General features: G+C 46.4%; 23 protein-coding genes. 3 read left to right on the top strand and 20 right to left on the bottom strand.

Features of this window, described 5'->3' with window-relative positions:
• Position 1: 1 nt before the first annotated feature.
• The 7 genes from NZ043_RS21720 to NZ043_RS21690 all read right to left on the bottom strand — a co-directional run bounded on the left by NZ043_RS21720 (position 2) and on the right by NZ043_RS21690 (position 7,852).
• Complete coding sequence (locus NZ043_RS21720) at positions 2-1,495, bottom strand: rhamnulokinase family protein (protein ID WP_339309206.1); 1,494 nt, start codon at positions 1,493-1,495, stop codon at positions 2-4.
• A 240-nt stretch (positions 1,496-1,735) separates the two neighbouring features.
• Positions 1,736-2,251 (bottom strand): DUF2500 domain-containing protein, encoded by a 516-nt coding sequence (locus NZ043_RS21715; RefSeq protein ID WP_339309205.1) that lies wholly within the window; start codon positions 2,249-2,251, stop codon positions 1,736-1,738.
• A 110-nt stretch (positions 2,252-2,361) separates the two neighbouring features.
• Entirely contained in the window at positions 2,362-4,164 is a 1,803-nt protein-coding gene (gene pepF / locus NZ043_RS21710; protein WP_339309204.1) for an oligoendopeptidase F, read from the bottom strand.
• A 353-nt stretch (positions 4,165-4,517) separates the two neighbouring features.
• Positions 4,518-4,877, bottom strand: a complete 360-nt coding sequence (locus NZ043_RS21705) for a helix-turn-helix domain-containing protein (RefSeq protein WP_062833989.1) — start codon at positions 4,875-4,877, stop codon at positions 4,518-4,520.
• Between the two features lie 266 nt (positions 4,878-5,143).
• Positions 5,144-5,707, bottom strand: coding sequence for a 6-phospho-3-hexuloisomerase (gene hxlB, locus NZ043_RS21700; RefSeq protein ID WP_047842632.1), 564 nt, complete (start codon positions 5,705-5,707; stop codon positions 5,144-5,146).
• A gap of 4 nt (positions 5,708-5,711) precedes the next feature.
• Positions 5,712-6,344: a 3-hexulose-6-phosphate synthase gene (hxlA, locus tag NZ043_RS21695; RefSeq protein WP_036670570.1), complete on the bottom strand. Its 633-nt coding sequence runs from the start codon at positions 6,342-6,344 to the stop codon at positions 5,712-5,714.
• A gap of 425 nt (positions 6,345-6,769) precedes the next feature.
• Complete coding sequence (locus tag NZ043_RS21690; RefSeq protein ID WP_036670568.1) at positions 6,770-7,852, bottom strand: lactonase family protein; 1,083 nt, start codon at positions 7,850-7,852, stop codon at positions 6,770-6,772.
• Positions 7,853-8,066: 214 nt separating this feature from the next.
• Here NZ043_RS21690 and NZ043_RS21685 point away from each other — a divergent pair, with 214 nt between their 5' ends.
• Positions 8,067-8,996 carry an AEC family transporter gene (locus NZ043_RS21685; RefSeq protein WP_133384446.1) on the top strand — a complete coding sequence of 310 codons (930 nt, stop codon included), beginning with the start codon at positions 8,067-8,069 and terminating at the stop codon, positions 8,994-8,996.
• Here the strand turns inward: NZ043_RS21685 and NZ043_RS21680 are convergent.
• From NZ043_RS21680 to NZ043_RS21660, 5 genes are all read right to left on the bottom strand, one after another.
• A complete protein-coding gene (locus tag NZ043_RS21680) occupies positions 8,974-9,564 on the bottom strand; it encodes a DUF2062 domain-containing protein (protein WP_091031495.1) in 591 nt (196 codons plus the stop codon). The two genes, NZ043_RS21685 and NZ043_RS21680, sit on opposite strands and share 23 nt — an antisense overlap.
• A 58-nt stretch (positions 9,565-9,622) precedes the next feature.
• Complete coding sequence (locus NZ043_RS21675) at positions 9,623-10,081, bottom strand: OsmC family protein (protein ID WP_339309203.1); 459 nt, start codon at positions 10,079-10,081, stop codon at positions 9,623-9,625.
• A 20-nt stretch (positions 10,082-10,101) separates the two neighbouring features.
• A complete protein-coding gene (locus NZ043_RS21670) occupies positions 10,102-10,869 on the bottom strand; it encodes a DeoR/GlpR family DNA-binding transcription regulator (RefSeq protein ID WP_249910972.1) in 768 nt (255 codons plus the stop codon).
• 137 nt (positions 10,870-11,006) lie between these two features.
• Positions 11,007-12,137, bottom strand: a complete 1,131-nt coding sequence (locus NZ043_RS21665) for an NADH-dependent flavin oxidoreductase (protein WP_133384443.1) — start codon at positions 12,135-12,137, stop codon at positions 11,007-11,009.
• Positions 12,138-12,324: 187 nt separating this feature from the next.
• Positions 12,325-13,002 (bottom strand): SOS response-associated peptidase, encoded by a 678-nt coding sequence (locus tag NZ043_RS21660; protein ID WP_091016984.1) that lies wholly within the window; start codon positions 13,000-13,002, stop codon positions 12,325-12,327.
• 228 nt (positions 13,003-13,230) lie between these two features.
• Here NZ043_RS21660 and NZ043_RS21655 point away from each other — a divergent pair, with 228 nt between their 5' ends.
• Both NZ043_RS21655 and NZ043_RS21650 read left to right on the top strand, forming a co-directional pair.
• Positions 13,231-13,752 carry a hypothetical protein gene (locus NZ043_RS21655; protein WP_124114211.1) on the top strand — a complete coding sequence of 174 codons (522 nt, stop codon included), beginning with the start codon at positions 13,231-13,233 and terminating at the stop codon, positions 13,750-13,752.
• Between the two features lie 44 nt (positions 13,753-13,796).
• On the top strand, positions 13,797-14,468 hold the full coding sequence (locus tag NZ043_RS21650; protein ID WP_339309202.1) for a hypothetical protein: 672 nt from the start codon (positions 13,797-13,799) through the stop codon (positions 14,466-14,468).
• Between the two features lie 134 nt (positions 14,469-14,602).
• On the opposite strand, the gene NZ043_RS21645 is transcribed toward NZ043_RS21650, so the two are convergent.
• The 8 genes from NZ043_RS21645 to NZ043_RS21610 form a co-directional block, all read right to left on the bottom strand.
• Entirely contained in the window at positions 14,603-16,513 is a 1,911-nt protein-coding gene (locus NZ043_RS21645) for an AraC family transcriptional regulator (protein WP_339309201.1), read from the bottom strand.
• A 236-nt stretch (positions 16,514-16,749) separates the two neighbouring features.
• The gene (gene msrB, locus NZ043_RS21640) at positions 16,750-17,838 is read right to left on the bottom strand and encodes a peptide-methionine (R)-S-oxide reductase MsrB (protein ID WP_249910975.1); all 1,089 of its coding nucleotides are present in this window, start codon (positions 17,836-17,838) and stop codon (positions 16,750-16,752) included.
• A 16-nt stretch (positions 17,839-17,854) separates the two neighbouring features.
• A complete protein-coding gene (locus NZ043_RS21635; protein WP_339309200.1) occupies positions 17,855-18,436 on the bottom strand; it encodes a redoxin family protein in 582 nt (193 codons plus the stop codon).
• 18 nt (positions 18,437-18,454) lie between these two features.
• The gene (locus NZ043_RS21630; protein ID WP_240768115.1) at positions 18,455-19,180 is read right to left on the bottom strand and encodes a cytochrome c biogenesis protein CcdA; all 726 of its coding nucleotides are present in this window, start codon (positions 19,178-19,180) and stop codon (positions 18,455-18,457) included.
• Positions 19,181-19,214: 34 nt separating this feature from the next.
• Positions 19,215-20,255, bottom strand: coding sequence for an ATP-binding protein (locus NZ043_RS21625; protein WP_339309199.1), 1,041 nt, complete (start codon positions 20,253-20,255; stop codon positions 19,215-19,217).
• Entirely contained in the window at positions 20,252-20,956 is a 705-nt protein-coding gene (locus NZ043_RS21620; RefSeq protein WP_017688950.1) for a response regulator transcription factor, read from the bottom strand. Before NZ043_RS21620 ends, NZ043_RS21625 begins: the two co-directional genes overlap by 4 nt.
• Before the next feature lie 77 nt (positions 20,957-21,033).
• The gene (locus NZ043_RS21615) at positions 21,034-21,567 is read right to left on the bottom strand and encodes a hypothetical protein (RefSeq protein ID WP_339309198.1); all 534 of its coding nucleotides are present in this window, start codon (positions 21,565-21,567) and stop codon (positions 21,034-21,036) included.
• A gap of 166 nt (positions 21,568-21,733) precedes the next feature.
• Entirely contained in the window at positions 21,734-24,283 is a 2,550-nt protein-coding gene (locus NZ043_RS21610) for a glycoside hydrolase family 2 protein (RefSeq protein WP_339309197.1), read from the bottom strand.
• Positions 24,284-24,519 lie beyond the last annotated feature (236 nt).

Genomic DNA, 24,519 nt, shown 5'->3' with positions numbered 1-24,519 from the left:
GTTACACCTCACTCCCCGCTTGTGAATTAGATGAAGCCGTCACACGCAGAAATCTGCCGTAAGCATCTTCCCAGATTGACCTGTCATGCGGCTCATACGCAGTTACCGGAAATGAATCACCAATGGCCTTACGCGCTTCCCAGATATCTTTAAAAGCTCCGCTCGCCATCCATTGCACAGCCATATTCCCGATGGCACTTCCCTCTGCCGGACCTGCCCATACCGGCTTGCCAATGGAATTTGCAGTCCACTGACATAGCAGGCGGTTCTGGATACCTCCACCGACCATATGCAATCCGTTGAACGTCTGTCCCGATAATTGTTCCGTCCATTCCAGGACTCTCCTATACTTCAATGCCAGGCTCTCCAGAATTGCCCGGGCAATAGCCCCCTGATCCTCTGGTACCACTTGCCCTGTATAACGGCAATACTGACGTATTCGGGTCGTCATATCTCCTGCTGGCATGAACAGTTCATCATCCGGATCAAACAAACTGGCAAATGGAGGTGCCTGTTCCGCCTTTGCTAATAACGCATCATAGCTAATTCCCTGCCCTTGGCGGTCCCACTCCCGCATACTTTCCTGCAAAATCCATAAGCCCATAATGTTCTTCAGCAGACGGAATGTTCCACCCGCCCCGCCTTCATTCGTGAAGTTCAAGGCCAGACTCTCGGTACTAATCGCAGGATGATCTATCTCCGTACCCATCAGGGACCAGGTTCCACAGCTCAGATAAGCAAAAGAACGTTCCGTTGCAGGAACAGCCACAACGGCTGAACCCGTATCATGCTCCGCAACAGCGATCACGGGAATCGGGGACAATCCCAGATCGTTACAGATACTGCTTCGCAATTGTCCAACACGGGTACCTGGCAGCACGGCTTCACCAAACAGTTTCTCCGAAATACGAATATGCGCCAGCAACTCACTATCCCACTGCCCCGCTGATGGATTGTATAATTGTGTTGTGGTTGCATTGGTGAACTCATTCACCGCTTCCCCTGTCAGAAAATAACGTAGCAAATCCGGAATCATGAGAAAACGCTCTGCTTCATGAAGTAATGGGGAACCGCTACGTTGAAGCGTTGCCAATTGATACAAGGTATTAAAGCTAAGAAACTGAATCCCTGTACGTTCGAAGATTCGCTGAGAGCTCAGCTCTTGACGTACCTGATCCATCATGCCGTTAAACTGTGTATCACGGTAATGATACGGGTTACCAAGCAACTCACCATTACTGCCAAGCAAACCAAAATCAACGCCCCAGGAATCGATCCCCAAGCTCTCCGGCTTTTCTCCCTGCTGTTTCACAAGTGTAAGCCCTTGCAACAATTCATGATGCAATCGCAGAATATCCCAGTGCATCCGCTCGCCAACCTTCACCGGTTCATTCTTGAACCGATGAATTTCGCTTGTTTCGATCCCACGATCATTTAGATGTCCCAGTAACGCTCTCCCGCTCCCAGCGCCCAAATCATAAGCCAGCACACTCACCGCGCTTCACCAACCTTTCGAACCCATCCTATTTTCCAAACGGCATCTCTTGAATTCAGTCCGTCCGTAACCCTGTACTTTATTCTGTATTTATTGTTTGTTTGTTTTTGTTTAATACTGTTTTACTTTATTTTACGAGTATATCACCATTGTAAGCGTTTGAATACCCTTCGGTTTTTCTTTCTTTTGGGCATAGCAAAAACGACTCTCTCCCAGCTGGGAGGAGCCGCAGTTCTTTTTTTACGTATAAAATTGACCTTTGCTTTCCCCCGACTGGGGCTGTACATCTCTCTCAAAATGCTTGAAGCGTGTCCCCTGATACGTCAGCATCCCTCGATCATTTTCCACCATCATGCCATAATGGTTTCCGCCAACAATCAGTTCAGTGCGCTCCCCATTGTCGAATTCAAATGTAACATAATACCGGGTAGTCGCACTGCTATTGCCGCTTCCACCTGAGACTTCCGTTCGTTTGGCCACCACCGTTGAGTGCAGGGTTAATAAGGACGCTGCGTTATTCGATGACCACGTGCGTACCCCTGAAATAATTACAAAAACAATAACTCCCGCAATGATGAGAAATATGCCGCCAATGAAAATCGAAGCAAATGCATTCATTGTAGCAAACTCATTGAATCCCGAAAAAAAACCACCCTGATTACCTTCAAAACCTGGTACTCCATTCATGTCGTCAAACACACCAAAGCCGTCTACGCTTAATCGGCCCATCGATGAGGACACGCTCGTTAACGCCATTCATCATCGTTCCTTTCCCCTTGCAAAAATAAGATGCACCGCCCCCACGCAAGGAAGGCGGTGCATGCAGACAACCCGTTCTGCCTTGTCCGTATACTATATGAACCAGATCAGGAATACAGACGTTCAAGTTCGTCGACCAGACTGCCGACATAAGCAACCGCAGAGCGAATCGGCTCAGGTCCGGACATATCCACACCCGCAAGCTTCATTAACTCCTGTGGTGTGAGACTTCCACCAGCTTTGAGTGCATCAAGCCAGCGATCTACCGCAGGCTGTCCTTCTTCCCGAATCTGCTGTGCTGCCGCTGTGGAAGCCGTCAAGCCTGCCGCATAGGTATATGGATAAAGTCCCATATAATAATGAGGTTGTCTCATCCATGTGAGCTTGGCCCCTTCATCAATTACCAGATCAGGTCCCCAGAATTCGGAAAGGATGTCTCCTTTGAGCTGACTTAACGTCTTCGCCGTAATGGGCTCATCTTTGGTTGCGCGTGCATAGACCCTGCGCTGTAATTCACCTTCCAGCAGATGTGTAACAAAGTTATGGTAATACGTGTTCAACAGTTGCAAAATGACCCAGCGACGCATTCTCGGATTATCGGAACGTTTCAATAGATGATCTGCCAGCAGCATTTCATTCATGGTCGATGGTGCCTCAATGAAATAAAGAGATGGCCGTGTATTCGTGAGCCGTTGGTAACGTCCCGCAAGCATGAAGTGGCCTGCATGCCCCACTTCATGGGCAAGTGTAAATGCTCCACGCATATTGTTTGCCCATGAAATTAAGATATAGGAGTGTGAACCATATATAGAGGAGCAAAATGCCCCTGTGGATTTGCCTGCATTATCTGCGTAATCCACCCAGCGATCACTGAATGCGCGCTCTACGATCTCGCCGTACTCCGGCCCAAGCACATCAAGTGCTTCTCGAATGAGTGTGCACGCCTCATCATATGTAATGGCAGGGCTAAATTCAGGATCAAGCGGCGCCTTCAGATCACAAAACATCAGTTTGTCCAGACCCAGCTCACGTTTCTTGAGAGCCGCCAGTCTGCGCATATGAGGTGCGAGTTCCCGCTGGATAATATCCAGAATATTATTGTACATCTCTTTGCTCACTTGCTGTGGGCTGAGAAGCATATCTGTAACATCGTCGTAACCACGCAGCCTGGATAATACAACCTGTTTCTTCACTTCGGTTGCATAACCTTCTGCGAACGTATTTTTGTAATCATTTAATTTCGAGCTGAATGCAGCATAAGCAGAACGGCGCAGCTTGGTATCAGATGACATCTCATAATTATTTTCATAGAATGACCAGGACAGTGGACGATTATTGTCCTCTCCATCAAGAGCATCGTCAAACGTCATGTCTGCCAGTTTACCGCGCAGATAGATACGGTATGGCGAATCCAGCACCTCTCCAAGTGAAGCGAGTACCTTCTCGGTCTCGGGCGTAAGCCGATGTTCTTTTTCTCGAATCAAACGCTCCAAACTGCGCGCATACGGTTCCAATCCCGGAAGTTCTTCAAGGTAACGTTCAACGGTTCCCTCCGGCAGATCAACGATCTCCGAATTGACAAAAGACAAGGACGACGACAGATTTGATAGGATATCTCCTGCTTTAGCTGAATTCTCAATATTGACCGGATTGGTGCTGTCCTCTGACTGCTTCAAGCGGGCATAAGAAGCCGTCTTGCCGATCCGCTCCTGCAAAGCTTCACGCGCATCCAGACAAGCCAGCAATTGTTCAGCGCCTTCGCCAAGACGTCCTTTGAACGTTGCGATCTGGGCAGCAGCCTGAGGAAGTGATCGAAGCTCCTGCTCCCACTCTACATCGTTTACAAACAAGTCTCTCAGATCCCAAGTGGTTTCTGGGTTTACCTCAGCACGTGTACGTATTTTTTCCATCTGTATATGTCATCCTCCTTGCATTTCCAATATCTCTCATCGTATCATATTCCGCTCATATATACATGACATCTCCTAAAATGAGACCTATGGTCCAGATGACAAATTAGTTTATCCGTATCACTCCAATGACAGAATAGCCTTCTGATCGCCGTTATCCCCAGATTTTTTTGATCCCTTTTCCAAAGGGAAAATCCGGGGATAAATGCGAACGCTTCGCTTCTTCAAGCTGTTTCTGTCCTCTCCGTTTCGTATAAACTTTTGCTCATGTGACCATGGTTTGAAAGCAACTAAAAAACCGCTGGTTTATGGAAGAATCCATTTACCTAGCGGTCATTCTGAATATAAATTATTTAGCTTTCTTTCCAGATTACATTTTCACCGTAATTTTTACCCCAGTTATACATCGCGTGCAGGACGGGCATCAGGCTTTGACCGTGATCTGTCAACGTATACTCCACCCGAGGAGGTACCTCTGCATACACCTTGCGCTCAATCAACTTGTCTTCCTCCAGCTCACGTAACTGGTTGGTCAGCATCTTCTGGGTAATATGAGGGATTAGGCGTTTCAGCTCACTGAAACGTTTGGTACCTTCCAGACCCAAATGCCACAAAATAATCAGTTTCCATTTGCCACCGATCACCGCAAGGGTCAATTCCTTCTCACAGTTGATTTCTTTCAGATTAATCCGTTCCTTGACTTCGGCTGCCATGGCTCCGAGCCCCCTCATCTTCAATCTTATATCGCGTATATTACACATATCACGGGGACACTTCACACGAGGTAAGCTTTCCGCTCCATGCATGATGTAATAAGTACATTCATTCGATACAGCTATCTATTAATTCTACTACAGCCTGGTCGGGATGCAAAGTTTAACTGTAAATCACGGATAAAACCTAACAGATGAATGACTATGTATCGCAGAAAAGACCAGAACCCTTCATAATCAAAGGATTCCGGTCTTTCATCTATTCACTATTCCAGGTTCGCGTGGCGGCCAAACATATCCGCTCCGGTCATCCCCTTCATTTCCATCATCGTAAGGATGAGAGCATCCATACCGATTAACAGTCCTTGTTCAAACAACGAGCCCATCGGCTGAATGGTTACTGCCGCTCCGGAAGTTGCTGTGTCCTCTTTGGCTGAAGCCGGGAGACGCACTACCGTAGTCGCCAATTTCCCAATCGTGGACTCTGGCTTAATCGTAATGAGACCTACAGGTGCACCAGCTTGACTAGCCTTTTGAGCCATGGCTACCAGACTGCCTGTCTCTCCTGAGCCAGAGCACAGCAAGAGGAAATCCTTCGAGCTGATCCCAGGTGTTACGGTCTCGCCCACCACATATACACGAAGCCCCATCTGCATCAGTCTCATGGCAAAAGCCTTTCCCATAAGTCCTGACCGGCCTGCTCCTGCTACAAAAATCTGTTCCGCAGCCAAAATGTGTTCAGCCATCGCTTGCATCTCTGCATCATCGATCTGGCTTAACGTACGTTCCAGCTCCTTCAAGATGTCAGCTGCGTACTGTGTTTTGCTCATCTGCTTACCCTTGTTTAACAAGACGTTGCATTTCAGCTGCAACTGCCGCTTTGTCTGCTTGTCCTGTGATACCGCCGCCTACAATAACCAGATCCGGTTGTGCTTTGATTACTTCTGGCAATGTTTCCAGCTTGATTCCACCAGCAACAGCAGTTTTAGCATTTTTCACAGCAGCTTTGATCGTTTGCAGATCTTCGAACGGGCTTTGTCCTTCAGCTTGCAGGTCATAACCTGTGTGTACACAGATGTAATCTACGCCAAGCGCATCAATCTCACGAGCACGTTGTTCAAGGTTAGGCACGTTGATCATGTCCACAAGAACTTGTTTGTTTTGTTTTTTCGCTTCTGCTACTGCACCTTTGATCGTACTGTCATTGGTTGCCCCAAGCACAGTGATCAGATCCGCACCAGCTTCAGCTGCTTTCATGATTTCATAACCACCAGCGTCCATGATTTTAAGGTCTGCAAGAACTTGCAGATTAGGGAATGCTTCTTTCATCGCTTTTACCGCGTGCAAACCTTCATTAATAACGATTGGAGTACCAATCTCAACGATATCAATATATTGTTCAACCTCTTTAACCAGTGCGATACCTTCAGGGATGTTTACCAAGTCAAGTGCCAATTGCAATTTCATCATTTATTTCTCCTTTGTTGTTCAAGTATGATTCGTTCCTGTAAAAATAATAATCAGATATTTAGCCTGCACCAATTTGTCTGTTCAGATGCATGCAGTGTTTGTTTTGGCTACTCACTCATTGTAGACCCTGACTATCCATTCAGGAAGTACGCACTTTGAAGTGGGGTAGTTACTTGGGCGATACTATTGATAATTGTTGGTTGTTAGGTGAATCAAATATAGAATTAATCCTCTATTCCAATCCGCCCGCTTACAGCCGAGCAGCAGCCTAATCATCCAATTAGATATTCAATATAAAAAGACCCCGCCACATGGCAGGGTCGTTATCGTTATCATTTTCAATCCAGCCAGGGCTGGTTTAGAAATTTATCATTTTACACGAATCATTTTCATAACTCACTAAAAGGTATTATGAAATTGATTTACAGATATACAGGTTTCACGCATACCGGCTTGGATACACCTGTGCTGTGACCTGTGTATTTCAAACGTCCGCTCTCCTGATCTACCGTGAATGTCACGAGGTTGTTTGTATCGCGGTTAGCTGCGATCAGCAATTTGCCGTTAGGTGTCAGAGCAAAGTGACGCGGGTGCTCACCTTCAGCAGATACATGCTCAACCAGTGTCAGGTGACCTTTGTCTGCATCTACTGCAAATACAACGATGCTGTCATGTCCACGGTTAGAACCATATACATAACGTCCATCATTGGAAACAGTGATTTCAGCTGTTGTATTCTCTTTGCCATCATATCCATCAGGCAGTGTAGATACTGTAGACAATTCAGTCAACGTGCCCGCTGCTGCATCATATTTGAACGAAGTAATGGAAGAATCCACTTCATTGATGACATATGCGAATTGACCATTCGGGTGGAACGCCAAGTGACGTGGGCCAGCTCCCGGATGTGTTTTGGTTTCACTGTGCAGCACAAGTTCATTTTTGTCTGCATCAATGGAATAGATCGCGATGTTATCTGCGCCCAGATCCTGTACCATCATGTATTTACCATCCGGGCTGAAGAATGCGGAGTGAACATGTGGCTTGTCCTGACGCTCAGGATGCGCACCTTGTCCTTCATGTTTTTTCTCGTCCAGAAGCGCTCCAACTTCACCGTTATCCGTCAAGGCTTGCAGACCTACCAGACCACCGTGGTAGCTGGAGAGAATCAAGTATTTGCCGGAAGGATCACGCTGGATATGACATGGTGGTGCTGAAATGGAGTCATTCCGGTTCAGCAACGTTAATTTTCCTGTAGAAGGATCAATGCTCAGAGCTACAGCTTCAGACATTTTGTTGCCTTCAGCTGACGCTGTTTCACCAATCGCATACAGTTTGTTTCCTTCAGCATCCACGTTGACAAACGTTGGGTTTTTCACGCCCGCGATGCCGTCAAGCTTGGACAAGCTGCCTGTATCCTCATTCAATTCATATGCATAAATGCCCTCATTTTCCGCTTCGGCGTAAGAGCCAGCAAGTACGAGCAAGCGTTTTGATTCACTCATTACAGTTTCCTCCTCTATGTGTATGTAATCTTGTTGCACCTCTTCTATAATAAATCTGCCATATCAAAATAGCAATCCGCTGTCGCTGCACATCAGGGAAATCCTTAGTTAAGCAAGGCGATTACTACACATGATCATACTGAAATCCATTCATATGAGGTGCATCTTCTGCTATGATAAGATAGGTTTTTCATCCAGAAGGGACTGAATTGCATTGCTTCACTCATTTTTACTCACCTTATACCATGTGTTCCTGCCGATATCACTTCCCGTGATTGGAGGTATTCTGTTAAAACGCTTCAAAAATTGGGATACCCGGTCGCTCTCGACCTTTTCTCTTTATATTTTGAGCCCTGCACTCATCTTCAATACATTGCTGCATGCAGAGATTACCTGGACGGACGTCACCAGCACGTTCTGGTTCTCTATTATTAATCTGATTGCTCTGTGGGCACTCGCCGAGCTGTTAAGCCGGGTTTTCCGTCTGGGTGCAAGCGAAAAAGCGGGCCTAACCCTCGTCTCCACGTTTACGAACTGCGTGAATTACGGGCTCCCGCTTGTACTGCTTGCCTTTGGTCAGCTTGGACTGGACAAGGCTTCCGTCTACGTCATTGGACAGATGATCATTGTTAATACGGTAGGTATCTTTTTTGCCGCACGATCCGAATTCACGGTGAAAGATGCGATTCTGTCCGTTTTCCGCATGCCATCCATCTATGCTGCTGGCATCGCCATTGCGCTGCGTGCGTCCAATCTGAGCCTGCCTGAAGCGCTGGATGGAGGGATTTCCATGCTGGCTGCGGGCTACTCTCCTGTCGTTCTCGCCATTCTGGGAGCACAGATGCTCAGACCAAAAGGTGCAACGGCACCTTGGCTGCCCAATGTACGCCGAGCTTTCTGGACCGGGCTTGTAGTCCGTCTCGCAGCTGCGCCGATCCTGTCCTGGCTGATACTGACCGCGCTTCAGGTCGAAGGTACGTTGTTCAGTGTGCTGCTGATCCTCGCATCGATGCCGACCGCAGTGAACGCCGTTATTTTGGCTGAACAGTTCAATGCTTCTCCGCAGTTTGTATCCCGCTGCATTCTGTGGACCACAGCTGCATCCATGTTGATGCTGCCCATTATGATTGTGATGGCTTCCTGATTAATACCGGAGGTGATACCGAAGCGCTATCCGCTTGTCGGCGTTTCTCCAGCCGGCGTTCATAACGCCGGTTGAGCGCTCTGACGTAGAAGAATTTTACGACAAAGTACGAAATCACACCCAGAATGACACCAAATACGGACATGCCTGCCAGAATATCCAATCCACCAAGCAACAATTCACTCACGGCCGACCAGTTTCCGCGAAACAGCTCCATGAATGCACTCTCATGTACCAGTCCCTGTCCCATGCTGTGAGCAGGCAATATCCATGAGCCAATTTGTTTGGCGAGTGGCATCAGAATAATAGGTAAAAACGTAAGTTTCCCGATCACATTACCAACAATCGCTGCTGGCACCGAACCCCCAGACAGTCGCACAATCGGATAAAATACGAGATATATCAGGGAAGCGGTCGAGATCACGATCAGTTCCAGTCCGAACCCTATAGCAAATCCGGTAGATACTTTATGGGCACCTCCGGGAGCACGTAACAATTTGAGAAAATTCAGCTTCATAGCACGTGTTAAACGTACCCAGCGGTTAGTCTTGCGCTTCTGTGTGTTCATACCGAATTACTCCTTATTTTACACAAATGACAACTTGAATTGTCTATTCTTCAGTATATCACACCGCGTTAGCTCCTGTAGTAACAATGACCGGCTGTGTCTCCATCTGGACATTACCTGCCACCGCTCGGGAGATCATACAGGAGGATTCAGCCTTATGCGCCAGGCGCTCAGCCTTGGTCAGATCCGCCTCTGAAGCATCTTGGCTGAGTACAATCCGGGGTCTATGTACGATCCGTTCGTACGTAAATACGTTATTTGTAACATCTACCGTTGCTTCCGATTCAAGCGTCAATTCATCTGGCGTAATATCCGAACGCTCCAGCATCGCTGCCAGCGTGATCAGGTAACAAGTGGAGGCTGCACCCAGCAGCATCTCGTCCGGGTTAGTTCCCGTACCGGGTCCGCCCATCTCCTGCGGAATCGATATGACCGTTTTTAACCCACCTGCATCGATTGTTCCCTCACTGTTACGCCCACCATTCCATACCGCTTTCAGATAAAAAGGATGTTTCATGACATTCATTCCTTTCTTATTTACACACGTATACACGTAATATTCTGCTCCATCAATGCGCTAACATGCTCTTCATCTACGCCCTGATCTGTAATCACTTTGCCCACACTGCTCATCTCAGCAACTCTGGTAAACGCCTGTATGTTAAATTTGCTGGAATCTGCAAGTAAAATGACCTCATCCGCAATATGAATCATTTTCTGCTTCACCAAGGCCTGTAATTCATTGGATTCACTGATGCCTTTGGTCAAATGTACTCCTTTGCAAGACAGAAACACTTTGTCCACATGATAAGCATCCAGCGAACGTTCCGCCAGCGGTCCTACAAAAGACAGTGACTTTGAAGCCAATTGCCCACCTGTGGCAATTACACGAATCTGCTCTTTGTTACTCAGCTCAGCGGCGACCTTAATCGAGTTGGTTAATACCGTCAGTGGAATGTTCGGCAATCCTGCCGCCATATACCACGCGGTTGTACTTGCATCCAGGGCGATTCGGTCACCAGATTCCACCATTTTCACCGCTTCGCTTGCAATTCTGCGCTTCTCTTCGGCATGGGCTACAGCCCGTTCCGGATACGGAATCTCCGACTGTAACTCTTCCTTGTATTTTACGCTGACCGCCCCGCCATGGGACCTTCTGAGCCTGCCCGCCTGTTCGAGCTTGTCCAGATCACGACGAATCGTCTCTTCCGTCACCCCGCAGCGCTCACTAAGTTCGGTCACACGCATGCTGCCTTGCGTATCCACCCATTCCACTATTTTCTCATACCGTTCAGCTACGAGCATATTCCTTCACTCCAAACCGTTGATTATCCAGTTGATCCTGTTCATCCATCATACCACAGAGCGATGACAAGAAGAATCTGGACCATGTGCAAAAAGAGGGAGCTTTCGCCCCCTCCATTCCAGTTCTGAAGTGTATGTTATTTATCTTCTGCCATAGGGAACCAGCCTGGCGTGTGGATGATTGCATTCCACAATCCGTCAGGGATAACCAGACGTTCCTGATCCGATTTGGTCAGAATTGTCTCGATATCTTCTTCGCGTCCGCTCTCGATTTTCTCAACCCAATCCGGTTCAATAATCAACTCACGTCCAATGGCAAGTAGTGGTACTCCCGTTTGAAGCGCCTCAGCAGCCTGATCAGCCGTATGAATTGAACCTACGCCAATTACAGGCAATTTGCCGTTCACACGATCCAGGATGAATTCCATTCTAGAACGCGTATCTGCTTCGCCACGTCTTGGCTTGGACCAGAATTCGTTCAGGGAAACGTGCAGGTAATCCAGATTTTTATCTTTCAATGCATCCACCAGTGCATACGTGTCTTCCATTGTGAGTCCCGGTGTTTCCGGTTCTTCCGGGGAGAAACGGTAACCAATGATGAACGGCAGTTTGGTATGTTCGGCAACCACTTTCTGAATCTCATCCACTACAGCAAGCGGGAATGTCAGACGTTTCTCTACGCTTCCGCCCCAACGATCTTCACGTCGGTTGGAATGCGGGGAGAAGAATTGCTGGATCAGATAACCATTAGCACCGTGAATCTCAACACCATCAAATCCGGCTTCGATTGCACGACGTGTCGCTTCACCAAAGTCTTTGATAATGGAAGTAATCTCGGCATCCGTCAACTCTCTTGGTTCAGGTGATCCTGGACGCTCACTCGCAACCGCACTAGGAGCAACCACTTGACCCGCGGGTACAGCTTGTTCAGGTGTCAGACGGCCCGCATGGAAAATTTGCAATACGGCAACGGAGCCTTGTTGTTTCATGGTGTCAGCCAGTTTCTTTAGACCAGGAATGAAGCGGTCATCATATACGCCAAACTGAGCCGGGAAACCAATGCCATACTCTGTTACATGCCCTACAGCCGTAATCGACATGCCAGCACCACCTGTGCGACGTGCATAATAAGCAAGTTCAGCGTCAGATATCGTACCATCAGCATTCGAGGACATATGAGTCATGGGAGCGAGCACGATACGGTTTTTCAGTGTAATACCAGTCGGTAGTGAAACTTGTTCAAACATCTGGTTAAACTTTGGATTCATTCGTGGTTCCCTCCTGATTATAAATATCTCTTTTAATAGATATATGAATATATGCGTTCACTTACTGTAATGATTATAGTTACGTTTCACCGCAATTGCAACTTTTCATTTTCTGAAAGGAAAAAAAGAGCAGAGTGTCTCCAGACTCTCAGCCCTCTTCATCTTCTTCACATCATCCAAAGGATATTCAGAAACTCCGAACGTAAGCCAGCTTCTGATCCATCTCTTCCACGCATTCGTAACAATCGTGTTCATCGTTGGCGACCATTGGGGTGACTGGATACAGATTCATCTCTGTACTGTTATACGATTTTAATAGAGGTAGCAACTGAGTCACCCGTGTATTAGCCGGATCCAGCCAGGTGTTGATCTCTTCCTCAGAGAGGATCGCTGGCATTTTACTGCCAAACTCGCGTGTAACCATATTCGCTCCTGTCATAAGCATCGTGCAGGTACGAAGCGGCTCTTTCCGTGTATCTCTCCACACCTCGTATAACCCAGCAATACCGAAGAGACCACGATCCGGCATGACAACACGAACTGCATAACTTTTTTTGCCCTCTTGCCGCCAGTAATATAATCCATTGCAGGGAATGACGCAGCGCTTGGTCTCTACCAGTTTGTAATAGGAAGGATTCTCATGCACCGTCATAAGATTTGCGTTAACGGCATCACGACCCCAGAATGGAATGAACCCCCACCGGAACTCATCCAATACACGCTCACCATCCTGATGCAAAATAATCGGCGTATGCTGGGTTGGGCTGATATTGTATCGGTTTTTGTAATAATACATCACTCGCTGAATTTTGAAATGATCTCTGACTTCGTCCAAATCGGCTGCCAATGAAAAACGGTTGCACATGCTCAAGCACTACCTTTCCCTGTGAGAAGTTGTACGTATTGTTTGTTATTTCAGGGAAATTATGCATGCATATCGAACAGAAAATGACTTATTTTGACACCATTAGGGTCTGATCTAGATATATTTCATGTTTTTCACGACAAAAACAACGACCTCGGACTCATTTCAACTCAAATATTACTTGTTACTATAATAGAGAATAAAATACATTTATTGGAGGTTTTAAGTATGAAAAGGAAGTTTTTGATGAGCATCATGTTGTTCTCAGCGATTGCGATGTTTGGCAGTACCATCTATGCGGCAACCTTTCTGACCTACGGTTATCCCAGCACCACCATTCCCATTCGTACGTATAATTACGCCTCCGCATGGCAGACTCCCATGGACGCTTCCCTTACCAACTGGAACAATGCAGGTGCCAAAGTTAAATTCACCAAAACAAGTAACTCCCCAAACACCATCACCGCAGGAAACTTCAATAATACAGCATATGGTGTCAACTACGCCTCCGTATCCGGCAGTCAAGTCGTAAGCTTCCGCATCGAACTCAATGCATCCACAATCACCCCTGACGCGACCAACTTATCCAACTTCATTCAAAGCGTATTTGTCCACGAACTCGGTCACTCCATCTGGCTCGGTGACAACCCAACAACAAGCAGTCCTTCCATTATGTCTTACTCCCGCAACCGCAATTCCATGACCCAACCCCAAACTTTTGATATCAATAACGTAAGATCCAAGTACTAATCCGCTACGAACTTATCCCAAAAATCCAAGGAGGATCCCTATCCATGAACAAAAATCGAGTATTAACGCTGCTTCTCTCTTCCATTTTCATTTTATCTGCTGTTGGATGTTCTTCTGTCACACCTACCGCGTCCCCATCCGATGCACCCATGACCATTATTGCTTCTGAAGATTACCCGAGTTATGCCAGCATTGGCGACCTATCCGAGAGAGCAAATACAATTGTGAAAGGCAGTGTTATTGAGACTCGTGTGGAAGCTTTAAACGATATTGTACAAGTTACTGATGCTGCTAATGAAAACGAGTTAAACCCCGCGTCCAATCCGGGCGGAGAGCCATCTTCTTTTGACAAAATCTATACGATCCATACGATTCAGGTCGCTGAATCCTATAAAGGCGGTTACACTGCCGGGGAAAAACTTGAAGTGAAGCAACTTGGCGGACAACTAGGCAACACCGAGATTATTAATGATGACAACCTCAAGCTGATTCCTACCAAAGACTATGTACTCTTCCTGGAAACGTATGAAGACACCCCTGCCAGCCTGCTCAACTCCGTTCAGAGTCTCTACGTGATCAAACCTGCCGCCAAGTCGAACCAGCCGGGTCAGCAACAATCACAGTCAGAAGTCATTGTGAGTGCAAACCCCGAGAATGACCTTACACTCCAGCTGGAGGATCTGCAAGAAATTCAGAACGAACAAAAGAGCGAATAAACTCTTATACGGTAATCACACTGCTACTTCATCTCTCTACAGGCAGCTAATACCCTTCTACTGTTCAGTCCTACATAGAAATATGAAAACCGTGCTGCTCAGCAAACTGGGTAGCACGGTTTTTTTGGAGTATCTTACTTAGACGGTGTATTAAGTCCAATAATCCATTCAGCCAGATCCTGTGTCTGTTTCAACAAGGCGATAGGGTCACGGAACCAGGATTGTTCTTCCGTCCAAATGTACACATTTCCATTTTTGATTGCAGGTAATGAACCCCAGATCGGATCTGCCTGAAGGTCTTTCAACTGAGACTTGCTGGTCAGCACAATGTAATCTCCGGCATATTTGGAGAGCAGTTCTATAGAGAATTCATGATAGGCGCCCTGCATCAACTCGGATGGAATGTTCTTTGGTGCTTGCAATCCAAGCAATTCGTAGATGTTACGCCCTCCCCGGCCTGACTGATTGCCAAATATGAAGACTTGGCGATCATATTCCTGCATAACAGAGAATGTAGCATCAGCTGGAACAACGCTCTGCACCTCCTGCTTGATTTTAGCAATCTCCTCATCAAAATCAGCCAGCCACTTCTCTGCTTCCGCTTCTTTGCCAAGGACTTTACCGAAATAGTTCACTTCATCCTTCAGTGTCGGGAATGTGATGGATGCGATCGAAACGGTTGGAGCAATCTTGCTGTATTTCTCATAAGCCGCCTCATCCGGATTCAATGTAATAATGAGATCAGGTTCCAGCTCCATCAATTGTTCAACGGAATCCCCTATCGTTTCAAGACCATCCATGTGACCTTCCAGGTAAGGACTGTTCATTAGAAATTGGCCTCCACCAATCGGTTTGACACCAAGAGCAAGCACCGTTCCCAGATAATCAATGGCAGCAACTCGCTCCGGATGTGCAGGAATTTCTACCTCACCAAAAGTCGTATTTACCATTTGCGTTTCCACGACTGCCGGTTGTTCGGGTTCAGCCGCAACTTCGGATGTTTCAGCCCCCTGCTGGGCTGTTCCACAAGCACTCAATGTGAGTACAAGCGCAAGCGACATGATCGCTGATTTAAAATGGTTAAACATGTTGATTTCCTCATCTCCCGTATATTGATAATGATTATCATCATCAATTAAAGGATAACGTTCATCCCCTCCTGTTACAATGGATTCATTTGTTTCATTTAATGTACTTTTTGAAACTGATTTCGAGTTTTCCTGCTGCTTCAACCGATATTGCCCCGGTGTGATACCGGTCTCTTTTTTGAATATACGATTGAAATAAAACGGGTCCATATAACCCACATACGCGGCAATCTCCTGTAATGAAGCTTCTGTGGACGCAAGCAGACTCCTTGCCTCACCCATTCGTAACCGAATCACATATTCTGTCGGTGTACATCCCGTCTGTTCCTTGAATTTGCGTGATAAATATTGCGGACTGTAACTCAGGGACTGGGCAAGCGAATCAAGTGAGATCGATTCCCGGTAATGATCTTTGATATATCGCAAAACCTGATCGGTAAGCGAAGGCTGTTGAACTTCGTTAAACATGCGACTCCGCTGTAACAAGACAAGCTGTACCAGTTGAAAGAAATACACTTTGACCTGAATTTTGCCCACTCGCTCCTGCCCTGACCAGCATTCATGTATATTCCGCACAAGCTCACGCAACTCAAGTGTATGATCTGGCACTGTCGCCCAGGACTCTTCAAACGGATTACGCTGGTTCAACATCATTCGGTACTCCACAAGCACGTTGGAGGGCAAGGTTGATTTGTACAAAATCAGATGTACCTCCATAGCCCCTGTCGCTTCAAGTGTCAGACGTCTTCCTTTTCCCCCATGGAGCAGCAAGAACTGGTTTGTAGTCCATACCTCTTCATCCAGCCAGACCTGCCCCCTGCCTTGAACATACACAAATGCACTGGTCGGTAACACATAATTGCGTATGAACTCGTGTGTTGCGAGTGATATAAGACGCACATCAAGCACGCGAACCTGTACCTGATCCCACAGCTTGATGTCGTTCTGAATTCCCATATAAACTCCCTCTCCTAAGCGCTCAAACATACACAATACCCTGGCATTGTGACTAAAAACCCACCTATAATTGATAATGATTATCAATTATAACAATGATGGAACCATCTTTGAAGCCTACCTTCGTTTTTGTTAGATGCCGCAGAATAAAAAACGGTCGAAATCCCTCATAGAGAGATCTCAACCGTTCTAAAATTATGGCCTTACTATGTTTTGATAAAGTCAGCTGCCCTTCTCTACTCGATAAATGACAATAAATACCCGTATCGTTCTTCCTCCATCTTGTCTAACGGAATAAACCGGATCGATGCACTGTTAATACAGTAACGTTTGCCGCCGCGATCTTCGGGACCATCATCGAACACATGACCGAGGTGGATGTCACCTGCCCGGCTTCGTACCTCCGTGCGATCCATACCAAAGCTCGTATCCGTTGTATAGGTAACAACCTCAGGTACAATCGGTTTTGTAAAACTCGGCCACCCGCAACCGGAATCATACTTATCCCGGCTGGTGAATAACGGCTCTCCCGTTGCAATATCCACATACAGACCGGGCTCCTCATTATCCCAATATTCGTTACTGAACGCATGCTCCGTATCATTGTTTACCGCAACCGCATACTGTTCGTCTGTTAATCGTTCCTTTAATTGTTCATCTGTTGGACGTGGATATTGAGCGGGATCAATTCCAATCTCCAGGTCATCCAGGACAGTCATATCAATGTGACAATATCCGTTCGGATTTTTTTCCAAATAATCCTGATGGTACTCCTCCGCCAAATAATAATTCTGCAGAGGCATTACTTCCGTTACGATGGGTTGGTCATATTTTTCTTGCTCTGCCTCTACAGCTTGCTCAATGATTTTGGCATCTTCAGGCAACGTATAATATATTCCTGTCCGATACTGAATGCCACGATCATTGCCCTGCTTATTCAAGCTGGTAGGATCAATAACTCGAAAATAAGATTCAAGCAATTTCTTCAAAGATACTTGCTGCGGATCATATTTTACATGAACGGTCTCCGCAAACCCCTGGTCCCCGCGAATAACCTCCTCATAGGTTGGATTCTCTCCTTCACCGTTGGCATAACCGGAAGTCACATCCTGGACCCCCGGAATACGAGCCATATATGCCTCCACACCCCAGAAACAGCCTCCTGCCAAGTACAGGTTACTCAGGTTTTCCTCGGAGACACTCGATGCCTTGACAGGTTGAGTGGATATCGAAGATGAAGCTGAATGGCTCTCAACCCTGTTTCCACAAGCAGACACAACTATCGCTATAACAAGGAGGCACAAGCCGAGCAGCGTCCTTTTCATGACACTTCCTCCCTTCTCACAAAATCTCTTGTAATGATTCCATGATCTGTTCATTGGATGCATGCCCTGGCTGCGATTTCGCTAAAATACCATCAGAGCCAATATAAAAAGAACTAGGATACGCTCTTACACCAAATTCCTTGGCCCATACACCTTTCTCATCCAAAAGAACAGTTATGTTATCATATGGCTGTTCTTCAAACCATTCGGTAAACGCTTGGGAGGATTTCTCTCCTTTGTAGTCTGGCGTCACAATCGTAATGACTTGAAAATCATTGTTTTGACCCGCCAGATTGTTCAGGTCTTCCAAACCCGCAAGACAGATGGAACACCAGGAAGCCCAGTATTTCACATACACTTTCTTGCCTTGAACATCAGAAAGTCCAACCGTGTTTCCTTTCAGATCAAGCAATGAAAATTCAGGAGCCGTCTCTCCCTTGTTCATCATGGTTGACGAACTCATATCGGATGTTGATGCTGGGGCTGATGATGACCCCGTTTGTTTTGATTCAGTTTGCTGTGATCCACATCCGCTCAAGATCAACAGGACTCCAGCAAATACGATTACAGATACCACCCATCTCCGTGCAATCTTCATACCGAATTCCTCCAATGATTATTGAAACCAGGTCACCAAGCTGTTTAGTCGGTCTGTCATTAACAATAGTCCCATGACAATAAGAATACAGCCGGAAGTTATTTTGATAACACCCATGTACCTGTATAAACGACGTATCCGCTTCATAACATATTCCGAAAAAATGGACAGAATCAGGAAAGGAATCGCTAACCCAAGGGTATACAGGAACATGAGAAACCCACCATACAGTGGAGAGCCTTCACCTGCGGCGATACCAAGAATGGCCGCCAACACGGGCCCAATACAAGGCGTCCAGCCGAAACTAAACGTCAGACCCAGCAGGAACGCTCCGACATACCCTCCCCGTCTGGCATGATCGCTTGACAACTTTCTCTCCCGTTCCAGCCAGGATAGTCGAATCAACCCGGTTTGATAAATCCCGAAAAGCACCACGATGGCTCCGCAGATGGCAATAAACACAGGACTTGAGATCATATTCCCAACGATGCCGGAACCAAAACCGAGTAATACAAATACCAGGGACAGCCCAAGAACAAATAAAAATGTCCGCAAAACAAGTGTAGACCGCAACTGAACCGAATTGTTGTCGGACTGCTGCTGATTCGTACCGTTGACCATGCTTCCGGACAGATAAGACACGTATACCGGGATCAGCGGCAGAATACATGGCGCAAAAAACGATAACAATCCTGCACCAAAAACGCCGAAAAGGAATACTAAATCACTGGTCAAGTCATTCACCACCTGAATAAATACTACGTTTGATTAACCAAGGTTAACGACTGACGTAGATCGGAAGCGTGAACCAGAAGCAGCTTCCTTCTCCTTTTGTACTCTGAACCCCGATCTCGCCACCATGGAGTTCCACAATCGATTGAGCGATGGCAAGGCCAAGCCCGGCCCCCCCATTGCTCTTGCTACGTGATTTGTCAATTCGATAAAAACGTTCAAATATACGCGAAGTTTCCTCCGCTTCAATGCCTTCCCCTTCATCCGTAACTGAAATTTGTATAAACTGCCCCTTTTCTTCGGCAGCCAGAATGATTTTTCCATCAACAGGAGAGTATTGAATGGCATTTTGCAGCAAATTGGAAAGGACCCGCTTCATTTGTGCAGGCATCATGACCGCGGCTGGTAATTTATCGGGCAAATCGATTTCAACGTTCAGCGTTTTCTCGGCGAGATGAAACGAAAAACTCTCCAACGTACTGAGCAGCAACTCATCGACGTGACAAGGCTGAGGGTCAAATACCTCCCCTTGCGCTTCCAGGCTGGATAATTCGAACAAATCTTGAATAAGCCCTCCCAAACGCTTCGTCTCAAGTCGTATCGTGTTCAGGTAACGTTGAAAGGTTTCTTTATCCTGAATGACATCATCCTCCAACGCTTCGACGAATGACTGAATGGATGCCAAGGGAGTCCGTAAATCATGGGAGACATTAGCGATCAACTCTCGTCTCGCGGTTTCTGAGTGATGCAGATGATCAAAGCTTTCCTTCAGCTTGGAACTCATTTCATTAAATTGCTGTGCCAAGAGCTTAAATTCCTGCGTACCGATGAGAGGGACTTCCGTATGGAAATCCCCTTCGGCAATTCGTATCGTCTGCTGTGTAATTCGCGCAATTGATTTCTCTAATGGCTTAGTCAGCAGATATTGAAGAATAAACGAAAGTAAGCCTACCCCTGCCGTTATAGCCGATAACCAATACAATTGTTCGATCGTAAGCAGCATTTTGGAATAACTGATGAACAAACAAATTAATAATACGCCAATGCCTGTGAGACTGGACAATACCAAGTACGTGCGAAGTTTCATGAACTGCCACCCGCAAACTTGTAGCCTATACCCCAAACTGTTTTAATATATTTTGGATCAGAAGGATTCTGTTCGATCTTCTCTCGTAATCTCCGAACATGTACAGTCACCGTTGTTGTATCTCCCTCATAACTAAAATCCCAAATCTTGCTTAACATCTGGTTACGGGAGAACACCTGACCCGGGTGACTTGCCAGCAAATACAACATCTCAAACTCCGTAACTGTCAATTCAATGGCCTGCCCGCTGATGTGCACTTCACGCTTGGTAAAATCAATGGTAAGCCCTTCATAATTGATCGTATATTCAGATGTTGTAACAGGTGATGCCTGCGCAATTCGCATTCTCCGCAGGATTGCCTTTACACGTAAGACAAGTTCTCTCGGACTGAATGGTTTGGTCAGATAATCATCCGCCCCCATCGTCAGTCCCATCAGACGATCCTGTTCCTCACCCCGGGCCGTCAGCATTACAATGGGCACATCCTCAGTTTGCCGAATCTCGTTGCAAACTTCCCAGCCATTCTTATGCGGCATCATCAGGTCGAGCACGATCAAGCTTGGCGTTTGGCTGTGCCACAGCTCTATAGCCTCCAGACCATCCTTGGCCGTCACGACGAGATAACCTTCCCGTTCCAGATACCTGCGACAAACGTCGGTAATATTTGTATCATCATCAGCAACCAGTACACATTCATTCAAACAAACCCACCCCATATTCCAGAAAATACATTTGAGCCAATCATATCATATGGTGATGGCGATGCTTAGCCCTTAAATTACTTCATTCCCATGGCTGGCATCATGTACTGTTTAATTACAGACTCAGCCGCATAAGAATTCCCTTCATGGATGACAGGCATCGATTTCAAGTTAACTTGCATACCGTCTACCATGATTTTTTTCGATCCAATCCACAACTTAATCGTTTTCCCCGCAGGCATCATCGTTTCTTCCATCATCATGTCGTCTTTCATCATCTTATCGTCTTTCATCATCATGTCGTCTTTCAACATCATGTCATCTTCCATCATTTTGTCATCTTTCATCTTCATGCTATCTTCCATCATGTTGTCGTCTTTCATCATCTTGTCGTCCATTTTGCCCATATACATCAAAGTTACAGATCTGTCCTTGCTGTCCCACATAATGTTGTAATCATACATTTTCGCCGCCTGTCTCAATTGAACAAGCTCCATGCCATCCTTTTTAATTGTTTTCATATCTGCAGCACTTGCCAATCCAGAAAAGGCCATAGACATCATCAATACCGCTGCTACCATCGCTTTTTTGCTCTTATTTGTTTTCATCATTCTTATCACTCTCCATTCGTTTATTACTTACATGGATTACAATAAGCAAGATTGCTTACGATTCTCTAAGCGAAGTATTACGAAACCATTACGATATATAAATGAGGTCAGGTCTCAATAAAAAAACGGTTGAAATCTCTCTTACGAGAGACTCCAACCGTGTCTTCTAGGTCAAACGAATAAAATCAATCATGGATCGAACCTCGATCGGTCCCGGATTTGATATCACATCATTAGACTGCAATCCCTCTCTGGAAGTGAACTGCACCTTCACCGGAATGCCAGGAATCAAGTCGAAGAAGTTATCCGAGAAGACACCCTCCACATCCGAAGATAGCCATACCTGTTTAGCAAGCACGTCACTTTCCAGTACCAGATGAACGCCGTTCTCATCCGCTCCCCCGCTTACATTGATGTTTGCAGGCTGCAGAGCAAGGTCTTTGGACGGTACAAAATAGTGTTCCTGTACGATATTCGCCGCACCTTCCTGTTTCAGATCCAGGCGCAGCAGCGTGTTAGCTGTATCATGACCTTCAAGCCACTCCGCGTTACGTAATGACAGCACTCGTTCACCTGTATTAGGTGCCAGGGTCACGTCATGTGTTTCATCACGATGCACCGTTCCATCGAACCCGAGCAAACGAATCTGTAACTGCCCTTTCACAGGTTGTAATTGATCCGAGATGATATATATATCTGTTGTATCTTCTTTTGTTCCATCTACCGATACCAACACATCGCTGAAGCTGCGTTTCGCATAATATTGCAATGCTTTCCAGCGACCAAGGTAGTCCATACCTGCCCATGAAGCTACCGGCCAGCAATCATTCATTTGCCAGTAAAGTGTGCCCATGCAGAATGGTTTGCGGCGACGGTGCGCTTCAATGGCTGTCTTCATCGCTTCCGCCTGAAGCACCTGGCTCATATACAGGAACGATGGGAAGTCCTTCGATTCATGCATGTACATATCCATGTACTGTTTGATCAGACGATTGCCTGCCCCATTCTTTTGATGAGCCAGCATGACTTCCGATTCCAGAGCAAGATCCTCTTCTTCCGCGTAAGTGCGTACTGACTTGTACTCCGGGAAAGACTGGAATCCGTATTCACTCATGAAACGACCCACATGCACGTTATAGTTCTCGAATGGTTCTACATTGTGCCACACGCCCCAGTAGTGGATATCCCCTTCAGCTGTGGATGGGTGCGCATGCTGCGTCTCATCCCCTGTCAGTGATACCAGTGGTGAGGAAGGCCAGTAATCCACACCTGGAGCATACGCTTCAACGACTTCTGGCAGCAGATCATGGAAGATGGCTTCGTAATCGGCCCAGATGCTTTCACGCTGCTCGGCAGTAAATTCCTTTTTCCAACCCCAGCCACCATTCTCAACATAGTGAGCCCACGCCGAATCAATCTCGTTGTTCCCACACCAGAGTGCAATACTTGGATGGTTGCGCAGACGTTTCACATTATCAATGGCTTCATGTCTTACACTGTTCAGGAACGCTTCATCTCCTGGATACATGCTGCAAGCAAACATGAAGTCTTGCCATACCAGGATTCCATATTCATCACATAGTTCGTAGAACACATCCTGCTCATAGATTCCGCCACCCCACACGCGCAGCATATTCATATTAGACTCGGCTGCGGATACGATCTCATGACGATAACGTTCATGAGTAATTTCAGTGATGAAGCTATCATTTGGAATGTGATTGGCCCCTTTGGCAAAGACCGCAACACCGTTTAGTTCAAAATAAAAGGATGCTCCTGCTTCATCTTTGTCACGTACCAAGCGAATGGAACGAAGCCCAGTCTTCACTGTAGTTTCAGCCACAGCTCGTTCACCTTGAAGCACTTCGGTAAGGAAGGTGTACATATGCGGATCACCAAGCCCACGGCTCCACCACAGTTTCGGTTCATCAATGGAGACTTGAATCTCCACAGTTTGAGTTCCTGGTTGTAGCGATACGGATCTTTCCCATCTCTGTCCATCTGCGCCGATACGAATAATCGTATCTACCGCTTGGGATGTCTCGACTTCCACAACAGCAGTTAATGAAGCTGAGGTAGCGCTTACTTCATTTTGCTGGATATACACATCATTGATTCGTACCTGTGTCCAACCTTCAAGACGTGCTTCACGCCAGATCCCACTGGTTACAAAACGCGGACCCCAGTCCCAACCATAGTGATACGGGGCTTTACGTGCAAAAATACTTACTCTTTTATCGCCAAGTCCGCCAACATCGGACTGATCATTCGATGCAGGTAATGCATATCCGAGCTTCTCCAGCTTCGGCAGATCTTCCTGAATCGGAGACCGAAAACGTATTCGGAGAATGTTGCCGTTCCCCTTCAATACAGACTTCACATCTGCCTTCCATACTCGGAACATATTATCTGCTGATAACACATGCACATCATTCACATACACATCCGCATATGTATCCAGACCATCAAACACCAGTTCCAGATGTTCCTGCGAGAACAACCCTTCGGCAACGTCAAATTCCGTCTGATATTCCCAATCTATCTTATCAATCCATTGTACTTCCTTCTCGTTTGTTCCATAAAAAGGATCTGGAATCTTGCCCAGCTTCAGCAAATCTGTATGCACACAGCCGGGCACCTGAGCCGGCATCCACTCTTGATCTTCGCAAGCCTTGAACGTCCAATTCTGAAAAACATGTGATTGTATTGTGCTCATGACAGCCTCCATTGTTGTTAGAGTTGGTAAACATTATTTTGTTAGGTTTTGTTATTATAAAAACAAATAACTTACAAAACAAAATTAACACGATATGCTTCTTATAGTCAATCTGTTTTGTAATTTAATTTGTTAAATGGTTTCTGCATAACAAAAAGACATGAAGCTCTAACCTCTCCATGTCTTTCACCTGATTTCATTTACCCGTATGATCATTGTTAAAAAGACCCGTAAAT

The sequence above is a fragment of the Paenibacillus sp. FSL k6-2145 genome, from assembly GCF_037976585.1.
Classification (GTDB): domain Bacteria; phylum Bacillota; class Bacilli; order Paenibacillales; family Paenibacillaceae; genus Paenibacillus.
Note: the sequence above shows the minus strand (reverse complement) of the source record. Positions and strands in the feature narration are given on the sequence as shown.

Coding starts and splice junctions, on each gene's coding strand:
- NZ043_RS21665 (WP_133384443.1), bottom strand. CDS start 12,137: ATGAATCCAAAGTTTAACCAGATGTTTGAACAAGTTTCACTACCGACT.
- NZ043_RS21715 (WP_339309205.1), bottom strand. CDS start 2,251: ATGGCGTTAACGAGCGTGTCCTCATCGATGGGCCGATTAAGCGTAGAC.
- NZ043_RS21655 (WP_124114211.1), top strand. CDS start 13,231: ATGAAAAGGAAGTTTTTGATGAGCATCATGTTGTTCTCAGCGATTGCG.
- NZ043_RS21610 (WP_339309197.1), bottom strand. CDS start 24,283: ATGAGCACAATACAATCACATGTTTTTCAGAATTGGACGTTCAAGGCT.
- pepF (WP_339309204.1), bottom strand. CDS start 4,164: ATGGAAAAAATACGTACACGTGCTGAGGTAAACCCAGAAACCACTTGG.
- hxlB (WP_047842632.1), bottom strand. CDS start 5,707: ATGAGCAAAACACAGTACGCAGCTGACATCTTGAAGGAGCTGGAACGT.
- NZ043_RS21660 (WP_091016984.1), bottom strand. CDS start 13,002: ATGTGCAACCGTTTTTCATTGGCAGCCGATTTGGACGAAGTCAGAGAT.
- NZ043_RS21650 (WP_339309202.1), top strand. CDS start 13,797: ATGAACAAAAATCGAGTATTAACGCTGCTTCTCTCTTCCATTTTCATT.
- msrB (WP_249910975.1), bottom strand. CDS start 17,838: ATGAAAAGGACGCTGCTCGGCTTGTGCCTCCTTGTTATAGCGATAGTT.
- NZ043_RS21690 (WP_036670568.1), bottom strand. CDS start 7,852: ATGAGTGAATCAAAACGCTTGCTCGTACTTGCTGGCTCTTACGCCGAA.
- NZ043_RS21675 (WP_339309203.1), bottom strand. CDS start 10,081: ATGAAACATCCTTTTTATCTGAAAGCGGTATGGAATGGTGGGCGTAAC.
- NZ043_RS21625 (WP_339309199.1), bottom strand. CDS start 20,255: ATGAAACTTCGCACGTACTTGGTATTGTCCAGTCTCACAGGCATTGGC.
- NZ043_RS21635 (WP_339309200.1), bottom strand. CDS start 18,436: ATGAAGATTGCACGGAGATGGGTGGTATCTGTAATCGTATTTGCTGGA.
- NZ043_RS21645 (WP_339309201.1), bottom strand. CDS start 16,513: ATGGGAATTCAGAACGACATCAAGCTGTGGGATCAGGTACAGGTTCGC.
- hxlA (WP_036670570.1), bottom strand. CDS start 6,344: ATGAAATTGCAATTGGCACTTGACTTGGTAAACATCCCTGAAGGTATC.
- NZ043_RS21680 (WP_091031495.1), bottom strand. CDS start 9,564: ATGAACACACAGAAGCGCAAGACTAACCGCTGGGTACGTTTAACACGT.
- NZ043_RS21615 (WP_339309198.1), bottom strand. CDS start 21,567: ATGATGAAAACAAATAAGAGCAAAAAAGCGATGGTAGCAGCGGTATTG.
- NZ043_RS21670 (WP_249910972.1), bottom strand. CDS start 10,869: ATGCTCGTAGCTGAACGGTATGAGAAAATAGTGGAATGGGTGGATACG.
- NZ043_RS21705 (WP_062833989.1), bottom strand. CDS start 4,877: ATGGCAGCCGAAGTCAAGGAACGGATTAATCTGAAAGAAATCAACTGT.